Annotated in this window: 20 protein-coding genes; 12 read left to right on the top strand and 8 right to left on the bottom strand. The window is 51.2% G+C overall.

What is annotated here, in order from left to right:
- The first annotated feature begins 56 nt into the window (after window positions 1-56).
- A complete protein-coding gene (locus EFO84_RS07425; RefSeq protein ID WP_205701962.1) occupies window positions 57-524 on the top strand; it encodes a YccF domain-containing protein in 468 nt (155 codons plus the stop codon).
- Window positions 525-526: 2 nt separating this feature from the next.
- Window positions 527-1030, top strand: coding sequence for a hypothetical protein (locus EFO84_RS07430; RefSeq protein ID WP_127347409.1), 504 nt, complete (start codon window positions 527-529; stop codon window positions 1028-1030).
- On the opposite strand, the gene EFO84_RS07435 is transcribed toward EFO84_RS07430, so the two are convergent.
- Complete coding sequence (locus EFO84_RS07435) at window positions 1016-1960, bottom strand: ATP-grasp domain-containing protein (protein WP_127347410.1); 945 nt, start codon at window positions 1958-1960, stop codon at window positions 1016-1018. The genes EFO84_RS07430 and EFO84_RS07435 overlap by 15 nt on opposite strands.
- A gap of 110 nt (window positions 1961-2070) precedes the next feature.
- Here EFO84_RS07435 and EFO84_RS07440 point away from each other — a divergent pair, with 110 nt between their 5' ends.
- Genes EFO84_RS07440 through EFO84_RS07455 form a run of 4 tightly spaced genes read left to right on the top strand, consistent with a single transcriptional unit; the run spans window position 2071 to window position 4907 of the window.
- Entirely contained in the window at window positions 2071-3102 is a 1032-nt protein-coding gene (locus EFO84_RS07440) for a saccharopine dehydrogenase family protein (protein WP_127347411.1), read from the top strand.
- Window positions 3089-4033 carry a phospholipase A gene (locus EFO84_RS07445; RefSeq protein WP_127347412.1) on the top strand — a complete coding sequence of 315 codons (945 nt, stop codon included), beginning with the start codon at window positions 3089-3091 and terminating at the stop codon, window positions 4031-4033. The genes EFO84_RS07440 and EFO84_RS07445 overlap by 14 nt, the downstream gene beginning before the upstream one ends.
- A 41-nt stretch (window positions 4034-4074) precedes the next feature.
- Window positions 4075-4566: a hotdog fold domain-containing protein gene (locus EFO84_RS07450; protein WP_127347413.1), complete on the top strand. Its 492-nt coding sequence runs from the start codon at window positions 4075-4077 to the stop codon at window positions 4564-4566.
- The gene (locus tag EFO84_RS07455; protein WP_127347414.1) at window positions 4563-4907 is read left to right on the top strand and encodes a zinc ribbon domain-containing protein YjdM; all 345 of its coding nucleotides are present in this window, start codon (window positions 4563-4565) and stop codon (window positions 4905-4907) included. The genes EFO84_RS07450 and EFO84_RS07455 overlap by 4 nt, the downstream gene beginning before the upstream one ends.
- On the opposite strand, the gene EFO84_RS07460 is transcribed toward EFO84_RS07455, so the two are convergent.
- A complete protein-coding gene (locus EFO84_RS07460) occupies window positions 4904-5989 on the bottom strand; it encodes an SMP-30/gluconolactonase/LRE family protein (protein ID WP_127347415.1) in 1086 nt (361 codons plus the stop codon). The two genes, EFO84_RS07455 and EFO84_RS07460, sit on opposite strands and share 4 nt — an antisense overlap.
- A 117-nt stretch (window positions 5990-6106) precedes the next feature.
- Here EFO84_RS07460 and EFO84_RS07465 point away from each other — a divergent pair, with 117 nt between their 5' ends.
- From EFO84_RS07465 to EFO84_RS07475, 3 genes are all read left to right on the top strand, one after another.
- Window positions 6107-7840 (top strand): hypothetical protein, encoded by a 1734-nt coding sequence (locus tag EFO84_RS07465; protein ID WP_127347416.1) that lies wholly within the window; start codon window positions 6107-6109, stop codon window positions 7838-7840.
- A gap of 96 nt (window positions 7841-7936) precedes the next feature.
- Entirely contained in the window at window positions 7937-10519 is a 2583-nt protein-coding gene (locus tag EFO84_RS07470; protein WP_127347417.1) for an EAL domain-containing protein, read from the top strand.
- A gap of 9 nt (window positions 10520-10528) precedes the next feature.
- A complete protein-coding gene (locus tag EFO84_RS07475) occupies window positions 10529-11437 on the top strand; it encodes a cation diffusion facilitator family transporter (RefSeq protein ID WP_127347418.1) in 909 nt (302 codons plus the stop codon).
- Here EFO84_RS07475 and EFO84_RS07480 read toward each other — a convergent pair.
- The 5 genes from EFO84_RS07480 to EFO84_RS07500 all read right to left on the bottom strand — a co-directional run bounded on the left by EFO84_RS07480 (window position 11426) and on the right by EFO84_RS07500 (window position 17656).
- Entirely contained in the window at window positions 11426-12895 is a 1470-nt protein-coding gene (locus EFO84_RS07480) for a PH domain-containing protein (RefSeq protein WP_127347419.1), read from the bottom strand. The two genes, EFO84_RS07475 and EFO84_RS07480, sit on opposite strands and share 12 nt — an antisense overlap.
- A complete protein-coding gene (locus EFO84_RS07485) occupies window positions 12888-13382 on the bottom strand; it encodes a PH domain-containing protein (RefSeq protein WP_127347420.1) in 495 nt (164 codons plus the stop codon). The genes EFO84_RS07480 and EFO84_RS07485 overlap by 8 nt, the downstream gene beginning before the upstream one ends.
- Window positions 13383-13422: 40 nt before the next feature.
- A complete protein-coding gene (locus EFO84_RS07490) occupies window positions 13423-15480 on the bottom strand; it encodes a TonB-dependent receptor family protein (protein ID WP_127347421.1) in 2058 nt (685 codons plus the stop codon).
- A 1-nt stretch (window position 15481) separates the two neighbouring features.
- A complete protein-coding gene (locus EFO84_RS07495) occupies window positions 15482-16624 on the bottom strand; it encodes a PQQ-dependent sugar dehydrogenase (RefSeq protein ID WP_127347422.1) in 1143 nt (380 codons plus the stop codon).
- 117 nt (window positions 16625-16741) lie between these two features.
- The gene (locus tag EFO84_RS07500) at window positions 16742-17656 is read right to left on the bottom strand and encodes a hydrogen peroxide-inducible genes activator (protein WP_127347423.1); all 915 of its coding nucleotides are present in this window, start codon (window positions 17654-17656) and stop codon (window positions 16742-16744) included.
- 338 nt (window positions 17657-17994) lie between these two features.
- Here EFO84_RS07500 and ccoG point away from each other — a divergent pair, with 338 nt between their 5' ends.
- From ccoG to EFO84_RS07515, 3 genes are read left to right on the top strand one after another with little or no spacing between them, the layout of a single operon-like run.
- Window positions 17995-19419 (top strand): cytochrome c oxidase accessory protein CcoG, encoded by a 1425-nt coding sequence (gene ccoG, locus EFO84_RS07505; protein WP_127347424.1) that lies wholly within the window; start codon window positions 17995-17997, stop codon window positions 19417-19419.
- Window positions 19412-20416, top strand: a complete 1005-nt coding sequence (locus EFO84_RS07510; RefSeq protein ID WP_127347425.1) for a serine/threonine protein kinase — start codon at window positions 19412-19414, stop codon at window positions 20414-20416. The genes ccoG and EFO84_RS07510 overlap by 8 nt, the downstream gene beginning before the upstream one ends.
- Entirely contained in the window at window positions 20413-21018 is a 606-nt protein-coding gene (locus EFO84_RS07515) for a thiol:disulfide interchange protein DsbA/DsbL (protein ID WP_127347426.1), read from the top strand. The genes EFO84_RS07510 and EFO84_RS07515 overlap by 4 nt, the downstream gene beginning before the upstream one ends.
- A 4-nt stretch (window positions 21019-21022) precedes the next feature.
- Here the strand turns inward: EFO84_RS07515 and yihG are convergent, their stop codons facing one another.
- Window positions 21023-21931 carry a 1-acylglycerol-3-phosphate O-acyltransferase, YihG family gene (gene yihG / locus EFO84_RS07520; protein ID WP_127347427.1) on the bottom strand — a complete coding sequence of 303 codons (909 nt, stop codon included), beginning with the start codon at window positions 21929-21931 and terminating at the stop codon, window positions 21023-21025.
- Between the last annotated feature and the right edge of the window lie 106 nt (window positions 21932-22037).

The raw sequence follows: 22037 nt of genomic DNA on the forward strand, positions 1-22037 counted from the left end.
GTCGGTGTTGATTTATAGTAAATCCGCACTCCAATTGGAAGGCTCAACAACAAGGGATCAGCATGTTACGTCTTATTGGCAATGTCTTATGGTTTATTCTCGGCGGCATCATTATGGGCTTGGGCTGGTGGCTTGCGGGCTTGGTGGCGGCTGTTACCATTATTGGTATTCCGTGGGCTAAATCGTGTTTTGTGATGGGCGCATTTTGCTTTTTCCCGTTCGGTAAAGATGCTATTCGTCGCGACGAGCTCTATGGTCGCGAAGATATCGGTACCGGCGGCTTGGGCCTGATTGGCAATATCATTTGGTTTATTGTCTTTGGCTGGTGGTTAGCGCTGGGTCATGTGCTTTCGGCGGTAGTGAATTTCATCACCATTATCGGCATTCCATTTGGTATTCAGCATTTAAAACTGGCGGGTATTGCCCTGGCGCCAGTAGGCAAAACCGTGGTGAGCATAGAAGAAGCGCAGGCGGCGCGCATGGCCAATGCCACCGCCAGCGTGATGCGCAAGCGAGGCGGCTAGCCATGCGCGATGGCGACTACCAACTCAGCAATCAAGGTTTGCACTACCCTGACTCTCAGGGGCAGCAGCAGATCGTGGCCTATAAAGCGATTAAGGTGATGGAGTTACGCCTGTTGCCGGGTCGGTTCAGCGCCGATCACTACGCCTGTGAAATCAGCACGGATGCCGATCAGGTTACCCTGATGAGTCGCCACTTGAATGATTACGCCGCCTTTGTGCGGGCATTGCACGTGCAAGCGGCCAGCCATAACCCCAGTATTCAGTTTGGCCGGCCGTTGTCAGTGGTGCGGAAAGTTTTCCATACCAGCTTTCATGTGCTACTGATTATTGCCATGACAGCGCTGCTGTATGGGCTGTGGACCGCCTCAACCGCGCCGATTTGGGTGAATATCATCTTCACAATGATCACTATGGCGTATATTAGTCTGGTACTGCGGTGGTTCGGGCAGCATTGGAGCGGTCGTTACGACCCCTTTAACCTGCCTCCGCAACTATTGCCGCGCTAAACGAATCAAATAATCGGCGATAGCGCCCATACCGGTGCGCTCACCACCGGCACGCTGCTCCGCGCCACTGTTGTAGTTGGTGTTGGTGTTGACGTCATAGACAAACAGTTGGCCTTGCTGATCTTCAATAAATTCAATACCGGCTACATCCACCCCAGCTTGCGCCAAGAATTGCTCTAACTGGGCCACAATAGGGTGGCTATTAAAGCGGTCGGTGAGGGTGAATTTATGCTCATTGGCAACCGGCTGCTCCACGGTTGGGCAGAATGCATCACCGATATCGCACACATCCGCTGGGCATAACTCAAAGCCCTGCTCAGTATTCACTTGCACGGTATAGAGAAACTTGCCGCCAATAAATTCGGCGCGAGTAATGTATGGTGCGGCGGGTTGAATATAGGCTTGCAGAAGCCAAATACCGTCGAGCGGCTCGGCGTATTGGTCACTATCAACAAATTGCTGCAGGGCCGCTAAGCTATCAAAGCGCGTTACGCCAAGCCCTTTGCCGCCGCGGTTTGGCTTTAAAATCAGTGGCCATTGGGCAAAGCTTTCGGCAGCAGGCACCAGTTCGCTCCGGCCAACCACGGCGCGGGTGGTCGGTACGACTAAGCCAGCGCGTTGTAGCGCGGCATATTGAGACAGCTTGCAGACTTCCAGTGCGAGTGCGCGGGTGCCATTGACCACGGTGCGTTGCTGGCTCTCTAGCCAAGTCAACGCCATGCGGGTTAATTCTGGAGCAAAGCGATGGCCACGGGTATGTGACGACGCGCTCATGCGGTTGTAATACACCGCATCATCGGGGCTTTGGTCAAATGCCACCACGCCGGTATCCAAAAACCATTCCTTGGCGGTTACACCACGCTCAGCAAAAGCGGCACGCAATGGCACCACCCATTCCTCGTTTTCGTGCATAATAACGATATCGCGCATAACACCTTCTTATGAATGATGGAAATTGACGGTATTCTAACCGAAAGCCGCGTAGTCATTTCGATTATCGCGTTATAACATAGATCAATTGCACAACAGGAGCGGCAGCCATGCAGTGGATGATATACGGAGCCAACGGTTATACCGGTGAGCTGATTGCTAATTATGCAAAAAGCCTCGGTCAGCAACCCATTTTGGCTGGGCGTTCGGCGAGCAAAATCGCGGCGTTAGCGGAGCAGCTGCAATTACCCTACCGTGTCGTTGACTTGGCTGATACCGAGGCCCTGCAACAGAGCTTAACGGACATTGACCTGGTGGTACATTGCGCGGGACCGTTTGAACTCACCGCGGCGCCGATGATAGATGCCTGTATTGCCAGCCGCAGCCATTATCTTGATATCACCGGTGAGTTAGCCGTATTTGAATACGCTCACAGCCGCGATGCTGAAGCCCGTGCAGCCGGTATTGTGCTGTGCCCCGGCGTGGGCTTTGATGTGATCCCGACCGACTGCGTGGCGGCGCAATTAAAAGCCATGCTGCCCGATGCTACCGAGCTGACCTTGGGTTTTGATTCGGCCTCGCGCATGAGCCGCGGTACCGCAAAAACCAGTGTACGCCGGCTTGGCGAAGGTGGTGCGGTGCGGCGCAATGGCGTGATCACCCCAGTGCCACTGGCTTATCGTACCCGCCGTATTGATTTTGGCGGCGGTGAGAAACTGGCCATGACTATTCCCTGGGGCGATGTGTCTACCGCCTATCACAGCACCGGCATTGGCTCCATTGAGGTGTATATTCCGGCCTCGCCTGGTTTGGTGAAACACTTAAAACGGTTGAATTATGTGCGCTGGCTACTGCGCTTTGAGTGGGTCAAAAACTGGTTGGCGAAAAAGATTGATCAGCAACCCGCCGGGCCCAGCGAAAAGCAGCTCGAACAGGCCATTACCTATGTGTGGGGCGAAGCGCGTAATGCCGCTGGCGAACAGCAACAGTTGCGTTTAAAGGTCATGAACGGCTACCGCTTAACCAGCTATGGCGCGGTAGATATCGCCCTGCATGTGTTAGCGCAACAGCCGCAAGGCGGCTTCTATACGCCGTCGTTGTTATGTGGCAAAGAGTGGGTGCAGCGTTATGTGGTGGCGTAATAAATTACAGCTTTTAAGCTGTTTTATCAGTTTGATGGTGTTGACCGCACCGAGCTATGCACAGTCGAGCCAAGAAGTTGAAGACCATACCGATTTAGTCGGTGAGTTTGACTTGCTAGGGACCTTCTGGGAGCTCTCTGAGGAGCAAAAGCGCGGTACCTTCCAGCTGCGCACCCATCAGCCAAACTTTATTTTAGTGGCCCATCATACCTCTGAGATCAACAAACAGCCCACCTCACCTACGCGTGGTGACTCGGTACGCATTGATACCTACAAACCCAATGAAGTGAAGCTGCAAATTTCGTTGCGGACCAAGGTTATGGAAGATTTTTTGTTGCCCAATGCAGATGTCTGGGTGTCGTATACACAAACCTCATTGTGGCAAATGTGGAACCCCAGTGATTCAGCACCGTTTCGTAGTACCGACTACAATCCCGATGTTTTTTACATTGTGCCGGTGACCGAGCAATGGGATTTTCTCCCGGGCGATGCCCGCGTGCGCTATGCCAAAGTAGGCTTTGCGCATGAATCCAATGGTAATCGCGAGCCCGATTCACGCAGTTGGAACTATCTGCACTTTGGTGGCGCTGCGCAATTTAGCGATTTTATTTGGGAAAGCACCTTCAAGCAGCGTATCAATGAGGTTGGCGATCAAGATGACAACCCTGATTTGGTGCGTTTTCGCGGCAGTTTTGAAAACCGTATTGCGTGGATCAATGGCACAGACACCTATAGTTTAACCCGCGTCTCGCGCGACCTATCGTTTAACCGTGGCTCTTGGCAGTTTGATTTCACCATGCCGTTCAATAGCGATAAACCCGAGGGCTTGCGCTTTTATGTGCAACTATTCTCGGGCTATGGTGAGACGTTGTTGGATTATAATCACCGGCAAAACCGCATAGGTCTGGGTTTCTTGCTGCTGAATTTTTAGCTCTATCGCCACCGGCGACAAAAAATCAATGAGACGCATGTATGAGTAGCAATTATTTATTGGCGATGTATCACAAGGTATTGAAATGGCCCTTCGGCCGGCAGCTATTTGCCCGCATGTTTGCCAGCAAAGCACCCTATTTTAAAACCATTAAACCACTGATTACCGAATTGCGCCCGAACTACTGTGAGCTGACCTTTGCTAAGCGCAAAGCGGTGCATAATCATATTGGTACGGTGCATGCCATTGCCCTATGTAACGGCTTAGAAATGGCTATGGGGGCGCTTGCCGAGGCCTCCATTCCGCGTCATTTGCGCTGGATCCCCAAAGGCATGACAGTAAACTATACCGCCAAAGCCGACAGTGATATTCGTATTGTGGCGCAAACCCCAGCGGATATTTGGCAAGAAGGTGATATCAATGTCGCCGTAGCCGGCTATCGTGCCGACGGTAAAGCCGTGATTGAAGGCCACATTACTATTTATGTATCGAAGAAACCCGAACGTAGTAACTCAACGAGCGATAAACCATGAGCGATAACTCAAATCCATGCCCACAATGTCAATCACCGTATAGTTATGCCGATGGCGCAATGTGGATCTGTCCGGAGTGCGGTCATGAATGGTCTGAGCAAGACACAGCCGCAGCCGCAGCAGGAAAGGTATATCGCGATGCGAATGGCAATCAACTCGTCGATGGCGATACGGTAACCGTCATCAAAGATCTAAAGGTTAAAGGGTCTTCATTGGTGGTAAAAGTAGGCACCAAAGTGAAGAATATTCGCCTTACCGACGAAGGCGATCACGACATCGACTGCAAAATTGACGGTATCGGCCCGATGAAGTTAAAGACAGAATTCGTCAAAAAGGCCTAGTCATTGCGCTGCGGGCGGGCTAGCCGTGCTATGCCTGCTGCGGCTAGGCTCGATATGTACCAATAATCCGCCGTCTCTAATACCCCGGTGGTTTGTGCATAAGCACCGCTCGGGTCTTGTAAGTTTTCTACCACCGCGCCGGCGCCATCAATTTTTACCACATGGCTGTAAGCCGTCGCTTGTGGTCGCATAAAACTCGGCAATCGTTGCACCATTTTGCGTAGCCATGGGTGGGGTGCTAAGGCATCTAAGGCGGCAGCGCGAGGTGATACTAAGCCCAGCCAAAAGTAGTCGCTATCGGCGGCGCGGTTAATGTTGTCGGGAAAACCCGGTAAATTATCAATCACGACCTCAACCACGCCCTCGCGCTCGCCGGCCACATAAACCCGTAATACTCGGTATAAACCAGTCTCAACCACCAAAACCGACTGTTGATCGGCACTGATTGCCACGCCATTAGCAAATTCCAAGCCATTTAGCACCACATCGGTACTGTCCGTGGCAGGGTCATAGCGTAACAATCGACCGTGACCGCCATGTTCCATGATATCCAGTAAACTCGCCGCGTAGCTACCACCATAGGCTGCTGCAGCAAACTTGCTTGAGGCATCAGAGAAATAAATACGGCCATCCGCAGCAATGTCCACATCATCAGCATAACCAATGACCTCGCCATTGACGGTGTTCGTCAATACCGACACCACGCCGTTGCTATCAATGCTCAGCAAGCCTTTATAAGCGTCCGCAACGATTAGCTGACCATGACCATCAAATTCCATGCCGAGCGGCCGACCACCGGTATCAGCAAAGGTTTCAACCGGGCCCGACCAATCGGCTAGGGTCAAAATACGACCGTCGTGGTTAGCAACATACAGTCGTCCAGAGCTATCAATGACGATATCTTCGCCACCTAGCACGGCTGTGGTATGGGCGATATCGGCATCAACAAGCCGGTTGTTAACGGCAAAAGCTCCTTGATACCCAGGATTTTCGGGCGCTTGCCACGCCACGGGCGATACCGCTACCGGCCACATGAGTAAATAGGCGACAATCGTAATAACAATGGCTAAGCTAATACGCATGATGATGCTCCCAATATTTATTTTTCAGACACCCTAGAGGGGCATTGAAAAAAACGCAATCATAACGTTAAATTAACAGCTCATTTCCAGTTCCACCCGCGATAAGGTCATTCCGTTATGAAATTTCTGCTTGCAGCCTTCAGTGCATTGTTGCTCCTGTCCGGATGCGCGTCATCGATATATCAAGCCGATATCAGCGCTATTGAAAAAGTCCCGGCCGATCATGGCTTTGTGGCGGTCTCTGTGGTGAATAATGTGGAGATATTAGCGCCGCTGCATCCCAACTGGAACCAAGTCTGGATGGTGCGCATTGACAATCGTGATGCGAAAAAGGCCGAGGCTATCGCCAAAGCGCGTGCCAAAGGGGTAAAGCGGCCGGATGATGAGATTGACTACGATCTCGATATTTATACCTTGTCGCCGATTGCCGCTGGCGCTATTAGTAGCCAAAGCTTTTTAGGAAGTATGCCGGCCGGCGAGTATCGTATTGGCTTGCTCTATAGCTTTTACAGCGATGGCAATATGAGCTCGAGCTTGAGTATGCAGGTGGGCTTATCAACGGGTACCTTTACGGTCGCTACCAACACCCTCACCGAGTTAGGGTCGATAGTGTTTCAACCATTATTGACGGTGTCATCACCAAGTTTCTGGACCACTTCGGGAGCACAAAACGCCTATGTCACGCGTGGTGGGAAGTTGACCGATTTGCGCCGTTTTGCGCTGGAATCTTATCCGAAATTAGCCACTCGCTTAATCGATGATGTACAGATCGGCTGGGATAGCGACGACGCCAAGACTGAGCAACTACGCGCCGATTTGTACCAGCTCAGTCGCGCTAATGCCTTCAGTAATATACCGCATCGCCTGACCCGCTATGGCAAAGGGGCAGTCACCGGGCGCTTTGGGCTGTTGCATTATTTAGACAGTGACGCCAATTGGCACACAGAAAGCCTGCCGACCGATGGGCAGTTAGCGGCGCTGTTAGAAATGCCCAATGAAGTGATTGTTGGCGGTGAATTTGGCGCGCTGTTTGCAGCGCCCTCATTAGCTGGGCCATGGCAGCCAATTGAGGCAGTGAATACCCGTGAATCCATTGTTTGGTTGGCGGCGGGAAAAACCACCAACTATGCGCTGACGCAATCAGCAGAAACCTTCTATCTGTACCGTTTTGATGATATCCGTAGCACTTGGCGCCGTATGCATAGCCTTGAGCGTAAGAAATCGATTTGGACTGGTGACGATGAAATTCTTCCGTTTCTGACCAGCGATGGTGGCGCACGTATTTTGGTGGGTAATAAAGTTCACTCGTTCCACCCCGATACCCATGCGTTAACTATTACTCCTGCCGTTGAGGAACTAATCAAATTCGCAGCATTAGGTCAGGGCTCTCTGGTTGGCCTTCAGACCAGCTTGTGGGATGGTATTGGTGACCAAGTCGTCAGTATCGATGATGGTGCTAGCTGGCGGGTATTTAAGCGTCGCTTGAATATCATTGGTGATAACAAAGCCGACGCTAGTTTGCCGACGCGGTTAGCCGATGGCCGTTTTGTCACGCTGGGGCGGCGCGATGCTGCGGGTGCAGGTGACGACGCGCTGTATATTGTCACGGCCGCTGCGGAGCAACTAACTAACCGAGAAAAACATCAGTACCATGGCGTTACCCAAACGTCTTGTGAAACCTTGCTGGCGCCATTAACCCACGACAACACACTTTATTTTCTGTGTGACCAAGGCGGCATAATTCGCACAGCCGATTTGGGTCAGAATTATGAAACACTCACCACTATTGATACGGCCAGTATGCAACTGCGGTTTTTGGAGTTATTACTGCTATTGGGATTGGAGCAGTAAATTATATTTTTCGAACCGTCAGTCAGTGTGATGTGAATTAAGCCGTTGTCTGCTATACCTATAGACAACGGCTTTCAAGTCAAAACAAAGGGCTATATGTTGCGTCCGAGTGTGGTTCGTGTGTTAGGTGCTATGATGGTGCTGTGGTCAACTGTGGCCGCTGCAATAGATGCTGAGTACACCACCATTCGGGTTGGCGTTTACGACAACCCGCCTAAAGTCATGCTGAGCGAAAATGGCGACATAACCGGCATTTTTGGTGATTTATTGATGGCTATGGCCGAGCGTGAGAACTGGCGTATCGAGCCGGTTCCATGCCGCTTCAATGATTGCCTCGAATTACTCCGAAACGGTGATATTGACCTGATGCCTGATGTCGCCATCAATGCTGCTCGCGACGCCGATTTTGACTTTCATGCTACCCCGGTGCTGCGCAGTTGGTCGCAACTCTACAGTAAATCGCCCAATCAAATTACTAGCTTGATTGATCTAGAAGGTATGCGAGTTGCGGTATTACAAGGCTCGGTTCAGCAAGAGTACCTGCGCAATTTAACCCTGAGCTTTGGGCTCACGGTGCAATTTGTCGATGTAAGCAGCTTCGCGGAAGGCTTTCGTTTGCTCGATCAAGATATGGTTGATGCGGTCGCTGCCAATCAATTGTATGGTGATGCCCAAGTGCGCGAGCAGGGCTTGTACGCTACCCCCGTGATGTTTCAGCCAGCACCGTTGCATTTTGCCGGCAATACCAACACCGCCAAGCAATACATCGCCGCCATTGAAGGCTATATCAACACCTGGCAGAACAATAGCCAGTCGCCGTACTCACAGGTGATGCAACGCTGGCAGGTGTATGCCGCTGAGCCGACCCCAGAGTTCTTCTATCAAATCACCTATGGTTTAGTAGCAGTTTTAGCTTTGGCATTAGGCTTCACTTATTTATTGCGTGGCCAAGTAAAACGGCAAACGTTGCAGTTGCAACATAGTGAACAGCAACTCAATACCATCTTGAATACTGTTGAAGGCTACATCTATATCAAAGACCGCGAGGGTCGCTATACCTATGCCAATCAGCGCGTTGCCAGCCTGTTAGCAACAACGCCAAGTGCTATTGTCGGTAAACTGGACGATGAGTTTTTTGATGCACCAACCTGCGCTCAGATTCGCCAAAACGATCGTCGCGTATTGGACCAAGGCGAACGGGTGGTGGATGAAGAAACCAATAAAATTCGCACCGGTGAATTACGCACGTTTTTATCGGTAAAAATTCCACTACGAGACCCCGACGGCGATATTTTTGGGCTTTGCGGTATTTCCACCGACATCACCGAGCACATCGAAATACAAGAGCAACTCAATCGACTGGCATACTTTGATTCGGTGACGGGCTTGGCCAACCGCAGTCGCTTAATTGAGCATCTTGGCCATGGCGTGCTGAGCTATCAGCGTACCCACTATGAGGGGGCATTATTTGCCATCGATTTGGTCGGCTTTACCGTGATCAACGATACCTTAGGGCATGCTATTGGTGATGATTTATTGCGGCAAGTGGGAATACGCATAGCTGGTTTGATTGATGAAACCGCTACCGCTGCACGCTTGGGCGCTGACGATTTTGTGGTGATTCTAGAAGACTTAAGTGATGACCGAGAGCACGCCATTATGGGGGCTCGCAATTGGGCAAAGGCACTATTGACCGCCTTTAATGAGCCGTTTGAGTTAGCTGGTAGTCCACATAAAGTTGCGATCAATATTGGCGTGACCATGTTTTCTGACATGAATGAAACTGCTGAATCATTGCTCAAAAACGGTGATCTCGCTTTAGCCGATGCCAAGTTACTGGGCCCAGGTGGCGTGCGCTTTTTCAACGTGGATATGCAGCAAAATATTACCCGCCGCGTAAATATTGAGAATGCGCTACGCAAAGCCATTGATAACAATGGTTTACAGCTTTATATGCAGCCGCAGGTGAATGCTGCTCAGCAAGTGATTGGTGGCGAGCTGTTATGCCGCTGGCATGATCCCGAGCTGGGCGATATTTTACCGAGTGAATTTATACCGGTGGCTGAAACCACCGGGTTGATTATCGATTTAGGTGATTGGGTGGTGCGTCAGGCTTGCGGGATCCTCAACGAGTGGCAGCAACATGAACGGCTACGAGGCTTATCGTTGGCGGTCAACATTAGCCCGCGACAATTTAGTGAGGGCACTTTTGTAGCACAAATTATGCAATGTATCGCTGATGAACATATCGATCCGCAACGGCTCGAGCTTGAAATCACCGAGGGTATGCTGATTAAAGATGTTGAACAAACCGCACGACGTATGCATCGTTTGGCGGATCTGGGGGTTAAATTCTCGCTGGATGACTTCGGTACCGGCTATGCGTCGCTCGCCTACTTGCGGCGGCTGCCTTTGTATCAGTTGAAGATTGACCAGTCGTTTGTGCGCGAATTATTGCTGAACAAAAATGATGAGATCATTATTAGCTCTATTCTCGGCTTGGGCCGCAGTTTGGGTATTGATGTCATTGCCGAGGGCGTTGAAACCCATGGCCAAGCCAAACGCTTGCAAGAAATGGGTTGCGCTAAATTTCAGGGCTTTTATTTTGGTCGCCCGGCGCCCATCTTGGAGTGGCAAGAGCGGCTACTCCAATCGCTACAGATTGACTACGTTGGATAATTCACTGTAATGGCGCATCACCACCATCACCACCATCACCATGATCACAGTGAAAGCTCGTCGCAGCGCATTGGCTGGGCGTTTTTTCTCAATTTGGGCTTTACTATTATTGAGTTTATTGGCGGCATACTGACCAATAGCACAGCGATATTGGCTGACGCCGTACATGACCTCGGTGATAGCATCGCCATTGGTAGCGCGTGGGTGTTGAATAAACTCAGTGGGCGTGACCCCAGTCAGCGATACACCTATGGCTACCAGCGGTTGTCCTTGGTGGGGGCATTGATTAACGCGGTGATTTTGATTGCCGGCTCAGTGTGGATCTTGATGCTAGCTATCCCGCGGTTATGGCAACCGCAAATGCCCCATGCTGAGGGCATGTTGGCGCTAGCCGTGTTGGGCATTGCTATTAATGGTTATGCCGCTTACAAGCTCAGCCGTGGCAAGACCATGAATGAACGGGTGTTAAATTGGCACTTGCTGGAGGATGTGTTGGGCTGGGTGGCAGTGCTGCTGGTATCTATCGTCTTGATGTTTGTTGACTGGCCTATTCTAGACCCACTGTTATCAATAGCCTTCACCTTGTTCATCCTCCTGAATGTGGTGAAAAGCTTGTCGGAGACCATTAAACTTTTTGTGCAGGCGGCACCCGATGAGAGCTTAACAGCCGCCATCCATAAGGCACTGAGTGAACTCACTGAAGTGGCAGACGTGCATCATTTGCATGTGTGGTCGCTCGATGGCGAACGTCACGTGTGTACCGCCCATCTTGCTTTGCACGGCGATTACAGTACTAGCGAACTGCGCCGCTTGAAGACGCAAGTGGCTGAAAGGCTGGAGCCGTTTCATTTAGCCCACACCACCATTGAGTTTGAGTTTCCTCTCGAGCAGTGCCGTGATGAGCACTCACATCCATGATTTTTGGCTGCTACTGATGTCTGTCAGCCAGCGTTGCTGCAGCTGATAGGCGCTGACGGCAGGCTGTATGGTGACCCGTTCGCTTCCTGCAGCACCAATCACCTGCAATGTCACTACCCCGAGCAGCCGTTGCCACGGTGACTGATTCACATTGATTTGCTGCAGTTTATGCAGTGGATACCACTGTTCGCGTTGTCCCACTATGCCTTGTCGAACGACTAACCAATGAGCGTCATGGGCCCACCGATAGCGGCGCCAGCCAACCAACAGCAAAAGTTGTAATAGTAACCAGATAGCAGCAATGAGCCGCAGCGGGAAATTATCCATAGGGATAGCGACATAGCACCACCAGCTTGCCACCATAGCCAGTAATGCAATGACCAAACTGGGCCCTAATAGCGCTGCAAACGGCAGTGCATGCCAGGGTAACTGATTCGGCTCAGGGAGCTGTAAATGCTGGCGCAGTGTAGCTACGAGCGACTGATCAAGAACCGGCAAGCTGAAGACTTGCTGTTGTGACTGCTTGCGAACGGTCGGGCGCAGTTGATTGAGCGTGAGGCGCCAGCGTTTGAGCAACAGACCGCGGAGATTTTGCTTGAACACCACGCGTTGCAGTTTATGGTAGCGAAAACTCAGCGAGCGAATCGTTAATAGCCCAGCCTGAGCCTGAAAACGCCCTTTATGAATAGATAATGTCAGCCGGTAATCGGTCACCAAGGTCACCAGTAGACCGGCAATGAACAGCGCTATCACCCCACTAACAACGGCGATAGTGACTGTCACAGCAGGTGTTTGCGACCATGCCACGGCTTGCTGTTGCAACCATGGAGCGACATAGTCTTCAAACACATTGAGCTGGCTCATGGGGTACACCAATACCGCCATCAGCAGCCATACTTTGTTATCCATCAAGCCACCACGCAACAACTCGCCGAGGCTGAATTGCAACCGATAGTCGACCTGTTGCGCTAGCGAAGTGGTGTCGGCTTCATCGCTCATAGCGGTTTGCCCGCTCAGTAGTTGGCTACGAAGCTGTTGTGCCGCGATTAAGGTCAAACCAGGGATCTCAATTTCTTTACCGCTTGAGCCGGCGCTATCAACCCCGATGATGGTTAATTTAAATGGCCGAAAATACCACGGCTGCTTAATTTCAGCTTGCTGAATACGGGCAAATTTGAGTGTGAGTTGCTGCCGATTGAGCACCCCGCTGCGCATATGCAAGGCGTCTGCAGTCACCGCAAAGGCGAAATAACGATAACTGAGCACCGCACCAATCATCACGAACAGCACATAACCGAGGGCAATAAAAAGGAATGATTGCAGGCTGATGCCGGTGACCAACAGCGCACTGAGCATCGGTATGAAGTTACTGAAATTGCTCACTAATTGCTTGAGCTGGCGCAACACAAAGTAGGCAATGGTAATGACTGTGGGGCGTTGCCACAGCAACTCAGTCATCGTTCTGCTCCAGCAGTTGTTCTGCGGCAATGGTGTGCAGCAACTGCTGTTTTAGTGGCTCTGCGAGCTGGGGTGGTAAGCCCGGAATACGAATATCGGCGCCGCCACTGCCAGCGGTGTAAATACACAGTTGGCAAATACCGAATTGTCGTTCTAGCCAGCTCTCTTTGATTTCGACGTGCTGAATGCGATTGAGCGGCACACCGCGCTGGCTACGCCATAACGCTCCGCGCCGCAGCATAATCGCCACCTCGGTGGCAGCAAAACCAGTGTATTGATAGCGGCGCGGTGCAATAAAGCCGAGTAGAAAGAGCAGCAGCACAAACCAACCAGCAAGTAACCAATACCAAGCCGGCAGCAGTGGCTGTAACGGCTCAATAAATTGCGCCGCCACCAGCGGCGAAGCAATAATTACCAGGGTGATGACAAAATTCAATTGTAAGTACGGCTGATAACGCTCAGATACGGCTTGCCAGGAAATATCCACGGCTGATTCCTTGTAAGTAACCCGGTTGTCTTGTTCGAGTTTACCAGCGTTGAGTCATACGTACACCCAATTGTAATTCGCGACCAACTCCGGGTTCAAAAGCGCGACCATTGCCTTGGTTAACCACTACCGAGCCGACATAGTCTTGGTCGGTGAGGTTGTGCACCTTCACCCATGGCTGCAGCTCGATGTCACCCCAAGACCAATCTTGGCTGATCGCCAAGTGCCATAAAACATGGCTAGGAGCAATTACTGAATTAGCGTCATTTGCAGCGATATTGCTGCGATAATCCGTAATTAGACTTAAAGTGGTTGGTATCGGTAAAAACTCTGGATACCAGTTTAGCTGGCTGTAAAAGGTTTTTTGCGCCACTCCAGGTAAGCGCGCCTGGTTGCTGTAACGGGCATCAATATAACTCGCTGCCACGCGCCAATCGAACTGCTCATGCCATTGCCATTGCTGCTCAAATTCAACGCCGCGACGCTCGGTCTGCTCGGCATTGATATAAATGGTGCGACCATCGATGCTTTGATCAACCACAATCTCATCACTGCTATTAATGCTGTACAGGCTCAGTTGTGCGCGCCAGCTGTCATAACGCCACTTTACCCCTGTTTCCCACTGCTGATTATAGGCCGGGCCAAGTTGTTGATTAAGCCCGCTGCCCTCAGCGCTGTAGGCCAGCTCAGTTAAGGTAGGCGTTTCAAAACCGCGGCCACGTGCTACAAATACGTTGGTGTGCTCATTGACTTGATAGTTGACACCGAGATTCCAGCTCCACGCTGAATTATCGCGGCTGCCGCTGTCATCCGGGCTGTTGGCATTGATGTAGTAGTCAGTTACCGTGAACTTCAGCTGGCTATAGCGCACGCCAGCAATCAGTTGCCACGCGTCGGCGGGCTGCCATTGCCATAAACTATAGGCCGCTTTGTTGGTCACATCGCCTTGCTCATCGCGACGCAATTCGTCGCGCTCACCAAAGTTGTTCACATAGCCATAACGGCGATCTTGTTGCTCAGACAAGGTAACGCCAAAGCTTGCTTGTAGTGGTTGCGCAACGTCAAAGAAGGTATTCACCGCCGCATCAATACCGCGAAAATCACGTTGCAGGTCAATCACCGCGCCCGAACTAGTCGGGTCGGCACCGGTGAATGGTAGATACTGTTCAACCGCTCGGCTGCCTTGCCACAGGCTAATGTGCCAAGGCAGCTGCGAGTTATCATCGCGCAGTGTCAATGAACCTTGTTTATGGCGAATGGCTTTGCGGGTATTGAAGGTGCTGGCGCCGGCAAACGTTTGCTCAGGATCAGCAGCCCAAGCGGCAGGAGTCAAGCTACCCGGGTCTTGTAACAGCGGTGCATTGTTATCATCCAAGCGCACAATCAGCTCACGCTCAGCGCCGAGCGAGCGGTACCAGCGCAGTGCCAGTTGATCACGTTCAGCGCTATTTTGTGCCCGTGGACCATCGGTTCTCAGGCGTGCAGCGACTAAGCGCAACGCCTGCTCATCGCTGACCCAATCACCCTGCACAACACCACGAGCGGTATTATTGGCGCCACCGAGCAAATCCACTTGCAGCTTCGATTGCTCAGGGCTTCGGCTACGCCAATCAATCACACCACCGGCGGCATTGCCATACAAGGTCGCTAGCGGGCCGCGAATTACCTGCACGTTATCGGCTTCATCGAGCAAAATCGATGAGGTTTGCGCTTGGCCGTCGGGCATGCTCAATGGAATGCCATCTAACAGCAGCAGCACACCGCGCACGCCAAAGGCTGAACGAGCGCCAAAGCCACGCAGGGTAATACGAGTATCTTGCGCGTAATTGGCCCGGCTATCGGTTTGCACACCTGCTAGACCAGCTAACAATTCTGCCGCATCAATGCGTAAGCCGGGTGCTTGTTGCTGCTGCGATAATTGGCTTAGTGCCGACGGGGTGGTGCGAGCAACGCTCTGTGTTGAGGCGGTCACTTGCAGGCGTTCATCCACCTGTTGTTCGGGCACTTGCTGCTGGGCCTGCGCAGAAAAACCAATAACGCCGGCCAAAGCCAGCGTTATTGAACGGTATAACCGTGACGTTGAATACAGCAAAGACATATTATTTGGCCGGTTTAACTTGAATCAATTTACCGTTGCGATCATCGGTAATCAGGTACAAATAACCATCTGGGCCTTGCTCAATATCGCGTAAACGCGCATTCAGCTCACCAAACAAGCGCTCTTCGTGCATCACGCGCTCACCATCAAGGTCCAAGCGAGCAACCACCGAGCCTTTCAAAGCAGTAACGAGTAGGTCGCCTTGCCACGCTGGAAACGCCGAACCACTGTAGAACAGCATGTTGGAGATGGCGATAGATGGCACCCAGTAATAGTGCGGTTGTTCAGTGCGTGGTGCGGCCGTAAGAGGGCTAATAATGGTGTCGTTATAGTTGACGCCGAAAGTAGCTATTGGCCAGCCATAGTTATTACCAGCGCGGGTGATATTAATTTCATCGCCACCTTTGGGGCCATGTTCATTGGTCCATAGCTCACCAGTTACCGGGTGCAATGCCGCACCTTGCACATTACGGTGGCCCCATGACCAAATTTCTTTCAAGGCGCCAGCTTGGTTCACAAATGGGTTGTCGGCGGGTACGCGGCCATCTTTGTGAATGCGAATAACTTTACCAATGTGCGTATTTAACGCTTGTGCGTCGTCACGGCGATTACCGCGGTCGCCCAAGGTAATAAACAGATACTCGCCATCGGCTGAGAACACCAGTCGCGAGCCAAAATGGAAGTTACTCGCCCACTTCGGAGCGGCGCTGAAAATCACTTCAACATTGGTTAGTTGCTTGCCATCAAATTTGGCCCGTGCTACGGCGGTGCTCGAACCCTCCTGGCCTTGTGGAGCCGGCTCTGAGTAGCTCATATACACCAACTGATTGGTGGCAAAATCAGGGTCAAGCACAAGGTCGAGTAAACCGCCCTGGCCTTGCGCGAATACTTTTGGAACGCCGGCAATCGGCGCTGAAATATCACCGTTTAAGGTGACGTGGCGCAAATTACCACCGCGCTCAGTGACTAGCAGCGTGCCATCGGGTAAAAATGCCATGCCCCACGGAAACTCCAAGCCGTCGGCAATAGTAGTTAATTCAACTTTATGGCGTTCGGTTTCTACCACGTTGGCTTGTGCAGTGGTGTTGATAACTAACGGAATGAGTGTTGCTAACGCGGTGCTGAGTAATAATTTGGTACGCATAATTTCGGCTCCTTAAGGGCGTGATTGCGAAACGGCTGTGTAACTATAAAATGAAAGCTGTTTGAATTTTAACCGTGAATCTGTAAAGCGCTGGCTACGTGAGACCAGTAACACGAGCTAGCGTAACGTGGGTACCGGTAACAGGGTCGCTATCGCTTCGGCGAGTTTGCGGAAGGTTTGCCGGCGTGTCGTAGTCGCCCGATAGACCAGACCAATCTCGCGCGAAGCTTCTCGTCCCGATGGCCGCAGCGCCACCAAGTCAGTGTCATTCAAAATACCCCGATCTATCGCGAGTTGCGGCAGAAAAGTGGCGCCCTGACGGGCATCGGCCATTTGTACCAAGCTATGCAAGCTGGTTGCCGTGAACGGATTGATCTTCACTGAGTCAGCCATCTCACATGCGTTCACCGCATGCCCGCTGAGGCAGTGCTCACGTTCTAACAAAAACAGTGAGTGATCGGGTAGCAAGCCATAGTTGACCGGCTCTTTCAGCGCTGCTGCTTGGCTTTTATGCACCACTAACTTAAATGGATCACGTCCCAGCACGTAGGCTTGGTTGCCTTGCAGGTCAACCGGTAATGCCAGCAATACCACATCCAGTTCGCCGTTGCGCAGCTGATTCATTAAATTCGTGGTGGTATCTTCACACAAATGCAACTGTAACTTCGGATAATCGCGTTGTATCAGCTTCGATAGCGCACCGAGTAAAAACGGTGCAATGGTCGGAATACAGCCAAGCCGCAGCGGGCCTTCCATTTGTTTACCCTGGCTCAGTGAAAAGTTCACCAACTCCTCGGCTGAGGTCAAGATGGTCCGCGCTTGCTCAACGATTTCTTCACCCATAGCGGTGAACAGGAATGATTTATGGTCGCGCTCAATGAGCTGGCAGGCCAATTGTTCTTCCAAGTTTTGGATACCGCTGCTGAGGGTCGATTGGCTGACATGGCAGGCTTGCGCGGCGCGGTTAAAGTGCTGATGCTGGTGTAATGCCAATAAATAGCTGAGATTTTTTAAGCTGGGCAATTTGGTCATCGGGATCTCCCGCAACGGCTGGCGTTGATGCATTGATAATTTCGATTATCATAGCCGCTTTTATTCGGTTGAACAAATAAAGTAACCTGTCATGATAACGTCATATTGTGCTGCTAAAGTCTTCACAGTTCCCTGAGATCAGGTTGTTAGAAACCTTTGTACCCGAGCTGTTTATTCAGCTCGGGTATTTTTTTGCCAAAGCTATGATCAAACGCAGCTTTCCTACCTTGTAACGGCATATTTCCCTGAACCTTATCAGTAAATTTCGCTATACTCATGGCTGACCTTTTATTGCGGTATGTGGTGCCTGTTGGCGAAGCAATGGTGGTGGTGTGATCATGGAACAAAAAATCAAAGTTTTAGCGGCTGATCAAGTCAAAATTGTGCGGCCTGACCCGAATCAAGGCTCCAATGCCTACCCTCTGCGCAACCGTATTTACGTGCGCGACGTGAAAGGTAGCTTAGAGTGGTTTCGGCGCAGCTTTGGTTTTATCTTGCTCTTCGTATTTGCGCTGATTCCATGGTTGCAGTACAACGGTGAACAAGCGGTGCTATTAGATATCATGGCGCAGCGCTTTCGTATTTTCGGCCTGACACTATGGCCACAAGACCTCACCATTTTAGCGTGGATCAGTATTGTTGCCGCGTTCGCACTATTTTTCGTAACCACCCTCTATGGTCGCGTCTGGTGCGGCTTTATGTGCCCACAAACCACCTGGACGTTTATCTTCATGTGGTTTGAGAAAAAAATTGAAGGTACCCGCAATCAGCGTATGTCGCTCGACCGCCGCGCCTGGGACTTTGATAAAGTGTGGCGTAAGCTGGCCAAGCATACATCGTGGTTTATTGTAGCGTTGTTGACCGCGCTGATATTCGTCGGCTATTTCACCGATATTCGTCAGCTCTTCATCGAATTCTTTACCTGGCAGGCAAGTTTCTGGGCGATTTTCTCGGTGCTGTTTTTTGCCTTCGCCACCTACGGTAATGCCGGCTGGATGCGCGAAATCATGTGTACCCACATCTGCCCCTATGCGCGCTTTCAGTCGGCGATGTTCGACCCCGATACGGTGACGGTATCCTATGATGCTAAACGCGGCGAGCCGCGGGGTGGGCGTTCGCGTAAAATTGGCCATGATCAACTTGCGCAAAACAATCTCGGTGAATGCGTTGACTGTAACTTATGCGTACAAGTCTGCCCTACCGGTATCGATATTCGTAACGGCCTGCAGTATGAGTGCATCAACTGCGGCGCGTGTGTAGATGCTTGTAACGACACCATGGATAAAATGAATTACCCACGTGGGCTGATTCGCTTTACCACCGAGCGCAACTTGCAAGGCGGACGCACGCGCAAAGTGCGCTTCAAGAGCGTCGGTTATGCTATTGCGGTGGTGCTGATGACCGGCTTGTTGGTGTGGGATATCGCTACCCGCGTGCCATTGAAAGTGGATATTTTGCGTGACCGCAATCAGTTGTACTCCATCAACATGGACAGCTGGGTCGAAAATGTCTTCACCTTGAAAATTTTGAACAAATCGCAGTTGCCAGAAACCTACAGCATCGCCATTGAGGGCTTCAGTGACTTTGTCTTAAGTGGGCAAACCACGGTTGCTGTAGCGGGTGGTGAGATAGCCACGGTACCGCTGACCCTGGCAGTGAATCCCGATGAGGTGCTACAGCGCGTGCAAGACGTGACCTTTGTGGTACAAAATGCCAGTGGCGAGGTGCAGCAAAAACAAGTGACTACGTTCATTTATGAGTAAGGTTGAGGCGGCGGCCGATTTTAGTTTCAGCGCCCTCACCCCTGATCTCATCGCCAATGCATTAGCCAGTGTTGGGGTTGATCCACAGTCGGGGTTGTTGGCGCTGAATAGCTATGAAAACCGCGTGTATCAGTTTGTTGCCGATGATAGCCGCCGATATGTGACAAAGTTTTATCGGCCAGCGCGCTGGAGCAACGAGCAGATCCTCGAAGAGCACGCCTTTACCCGCGAATTAGCCGAGCAAGAAGTCCCCGCGGTGGCGCCGTTGGCGTTCAATGGCCAGACCCTGCATAGCTTTAACGACTATCGCTTTGCGGTGTTTCCGAGTGTGGGCGGCCGCGCTGTTGAGCCAGGTGACTTAGACCAACTGGAACGGATTGGCCGGCAAATTGGGCGCCTACATGCGGTGGCTCAGCAAGGTAGCTTTGTGCATCGCCCCGGCTTGAGTTACCAAGAATTCATCACCGATGCGCTGGACACCCTGCGCCAGTCACCGTTGCTGCCGGATAATTTACAGAGTGCTTTTTGGGCTATTGCCGAACCTATTGCGGCGTTATTGCGTAACGTAGACTTCGAGCGCTTCGAAAAACAACGTTTGCATGGCGACTGTCATCTTGGCAATATGCTGCTGCGTGATGACCAGCTTACCTTTGTTGATTTTGACGATGCGCGTAGCGGCCCAGCCATTCAAGATTTATGGATGATGGTGGCCGGCGATGACCGCAGCAGTCGTTGGCAGCAGTTTGATGCGCTGATCAGCGGTTACGAAGATTTTTGTGAGTTTGATACCGACCAAGGGGTGCTGATTGAACCCTTGCGCACTTTTCGTATCATACATTACATGGCATGGTTAGCACGGCGTTGGGATGATGCGGCATTTCGTCGCGCGTTTCCCTGGTTTGCGGAACAGCGCTACTGGGAACAGCAGGTGCTAACCCTGAAAGAACAATTTGCCCTATTACAAGACGATCCACTTGAATTAAGGATGTATCCATGAAGAAGTTGTTGTTTGCTGTTCTAGCACTAATCATGTGGCCAGCCGCGGCGCAAGATTTTAAAGAAGGCGTGCATTACGAGGTGATTGCTGAAACAGCGACTGCCAAACCAGAAGCCATTGAGTTCTTCTCATTCTATTGTGGTGCCTGCTTCCGTTATGAACCCATTGCCGCCGCATTGAAAGAAGCCTATCCTGATAGCTTCCGCAAATCCCATGTGCCAGTAGGTAACGACGAATTTGCCAAGAGCATTTTGCGCGCCACTGTGGTGGCTGAGCGCTTGAAGGTTGCTGAGGGTTTCAGCTCGATGTTTTTCCGTCGCCAACACGTTGAAAGAAACCCGGTGATGACGGTGCAAGATTTGCAGGACATTTTGCGTGCACAGGGCCTTGCAGACGATCAAGTCAATAAAGCGATGAGTAGCTTTATGGTGAAAGTAGCTGCTGATCGTATTGAAAAAGAAGCCGAAAAATACGATGTACGGGTTACCCCAACCTTTATCGTTAACGGTAAATATCGCATTAACCCACAGGGTTTAGGCGATAGCCAAGATTTCAGTGCCGATATGGTGAAATTAGTCGGTTATTTGCTCGAGCAAAAATAATCGCTTAGTGGCGAGCTGTTGCCCGTTGTAGCAGCTCGTCATAGGTTTTATCTTTAGCCACCCAACGGCTGTTCAGCCAGCTTTGAAAATTCTGCTTAAACGCCTCGTCTTGTAAATAATCACCGATTAAATCTGGGGTGATGGGCAGGGTTTCCACTTTTACGTACACCTCACGCAATTGCCCGGTTAAGAACTGCCATACCACCGTACGTGGGCCAGGTGGGTAGACAATAGTGATATCCAAAATGGCGTCGAACTGCTTCCCCATAGTTTGCAGGGTAAACGCTGTTCCGCCTGCTTTTGGCATCAGCAAATGCTTAAATTCATTGCCCTTTTTGGCATGCTTCTCGCGGGTAAAACGAGTGCCTTCACAGAAGTTAATGACAGTGGTCGGAATATGCCGAAACTTTTCGCATTTTTGTTGCGTGGTGGCGATATCTTTACCCTGCAAGTGCGGATTTTTAGCGAGAAACTCGCGTGAATAGCGCTTCATAAAAGGCATATCCAAGGTCCAGCAACCTAACCCAATCAGTGGCAACCAAATCAACTCTTGTTTCAAAAAGAAGCGCGGCATCGGCATGTAACGGCAGGCTAAGTGCATCAGCACCGGAATATCCACCCAGCTGCGGTGATTAACAATAATCATGTACCAACGGTCGCGATGCAGCTGATGGTCGCCTTCAATGTGCCAGCGCATTGGCTGGGTCAGCCGAAACAGCAGCGACATGGCGTAACCCCACAGCCGGAACACACTATTGGCCAGGCTAGAGAACCAGCGTTGTACCGGCGCGAACGGTAGCAACAATTTGGGCAAACCAATAACGATGATCACAAAAGCAATCAAGCCAGTGGTGAGTGCCGCAAAACTGAAGTTTAGGATCAGGCGAATCGGTATCAACAAGGTGGTCAGCATCAGCGCTCCCTCATGGTTATCAACTGCTTATGATACGCAATTGCGAAACACTTGCCAGCATCGAAAATAATACTGTATATTTATACAGTATTTTGGCGGGTTTTTG

Source organism: Pseudidiomarina mangrovi (assembly GCF_003999375.1).
Taxonomy (GTDB): Bacteria; Pseudomonadota; Gammaproteobacteria; order Enterobacterales; family Alteromonadaceae; genus Pseudidiomarina; species Pseudidiomarina mangrovi.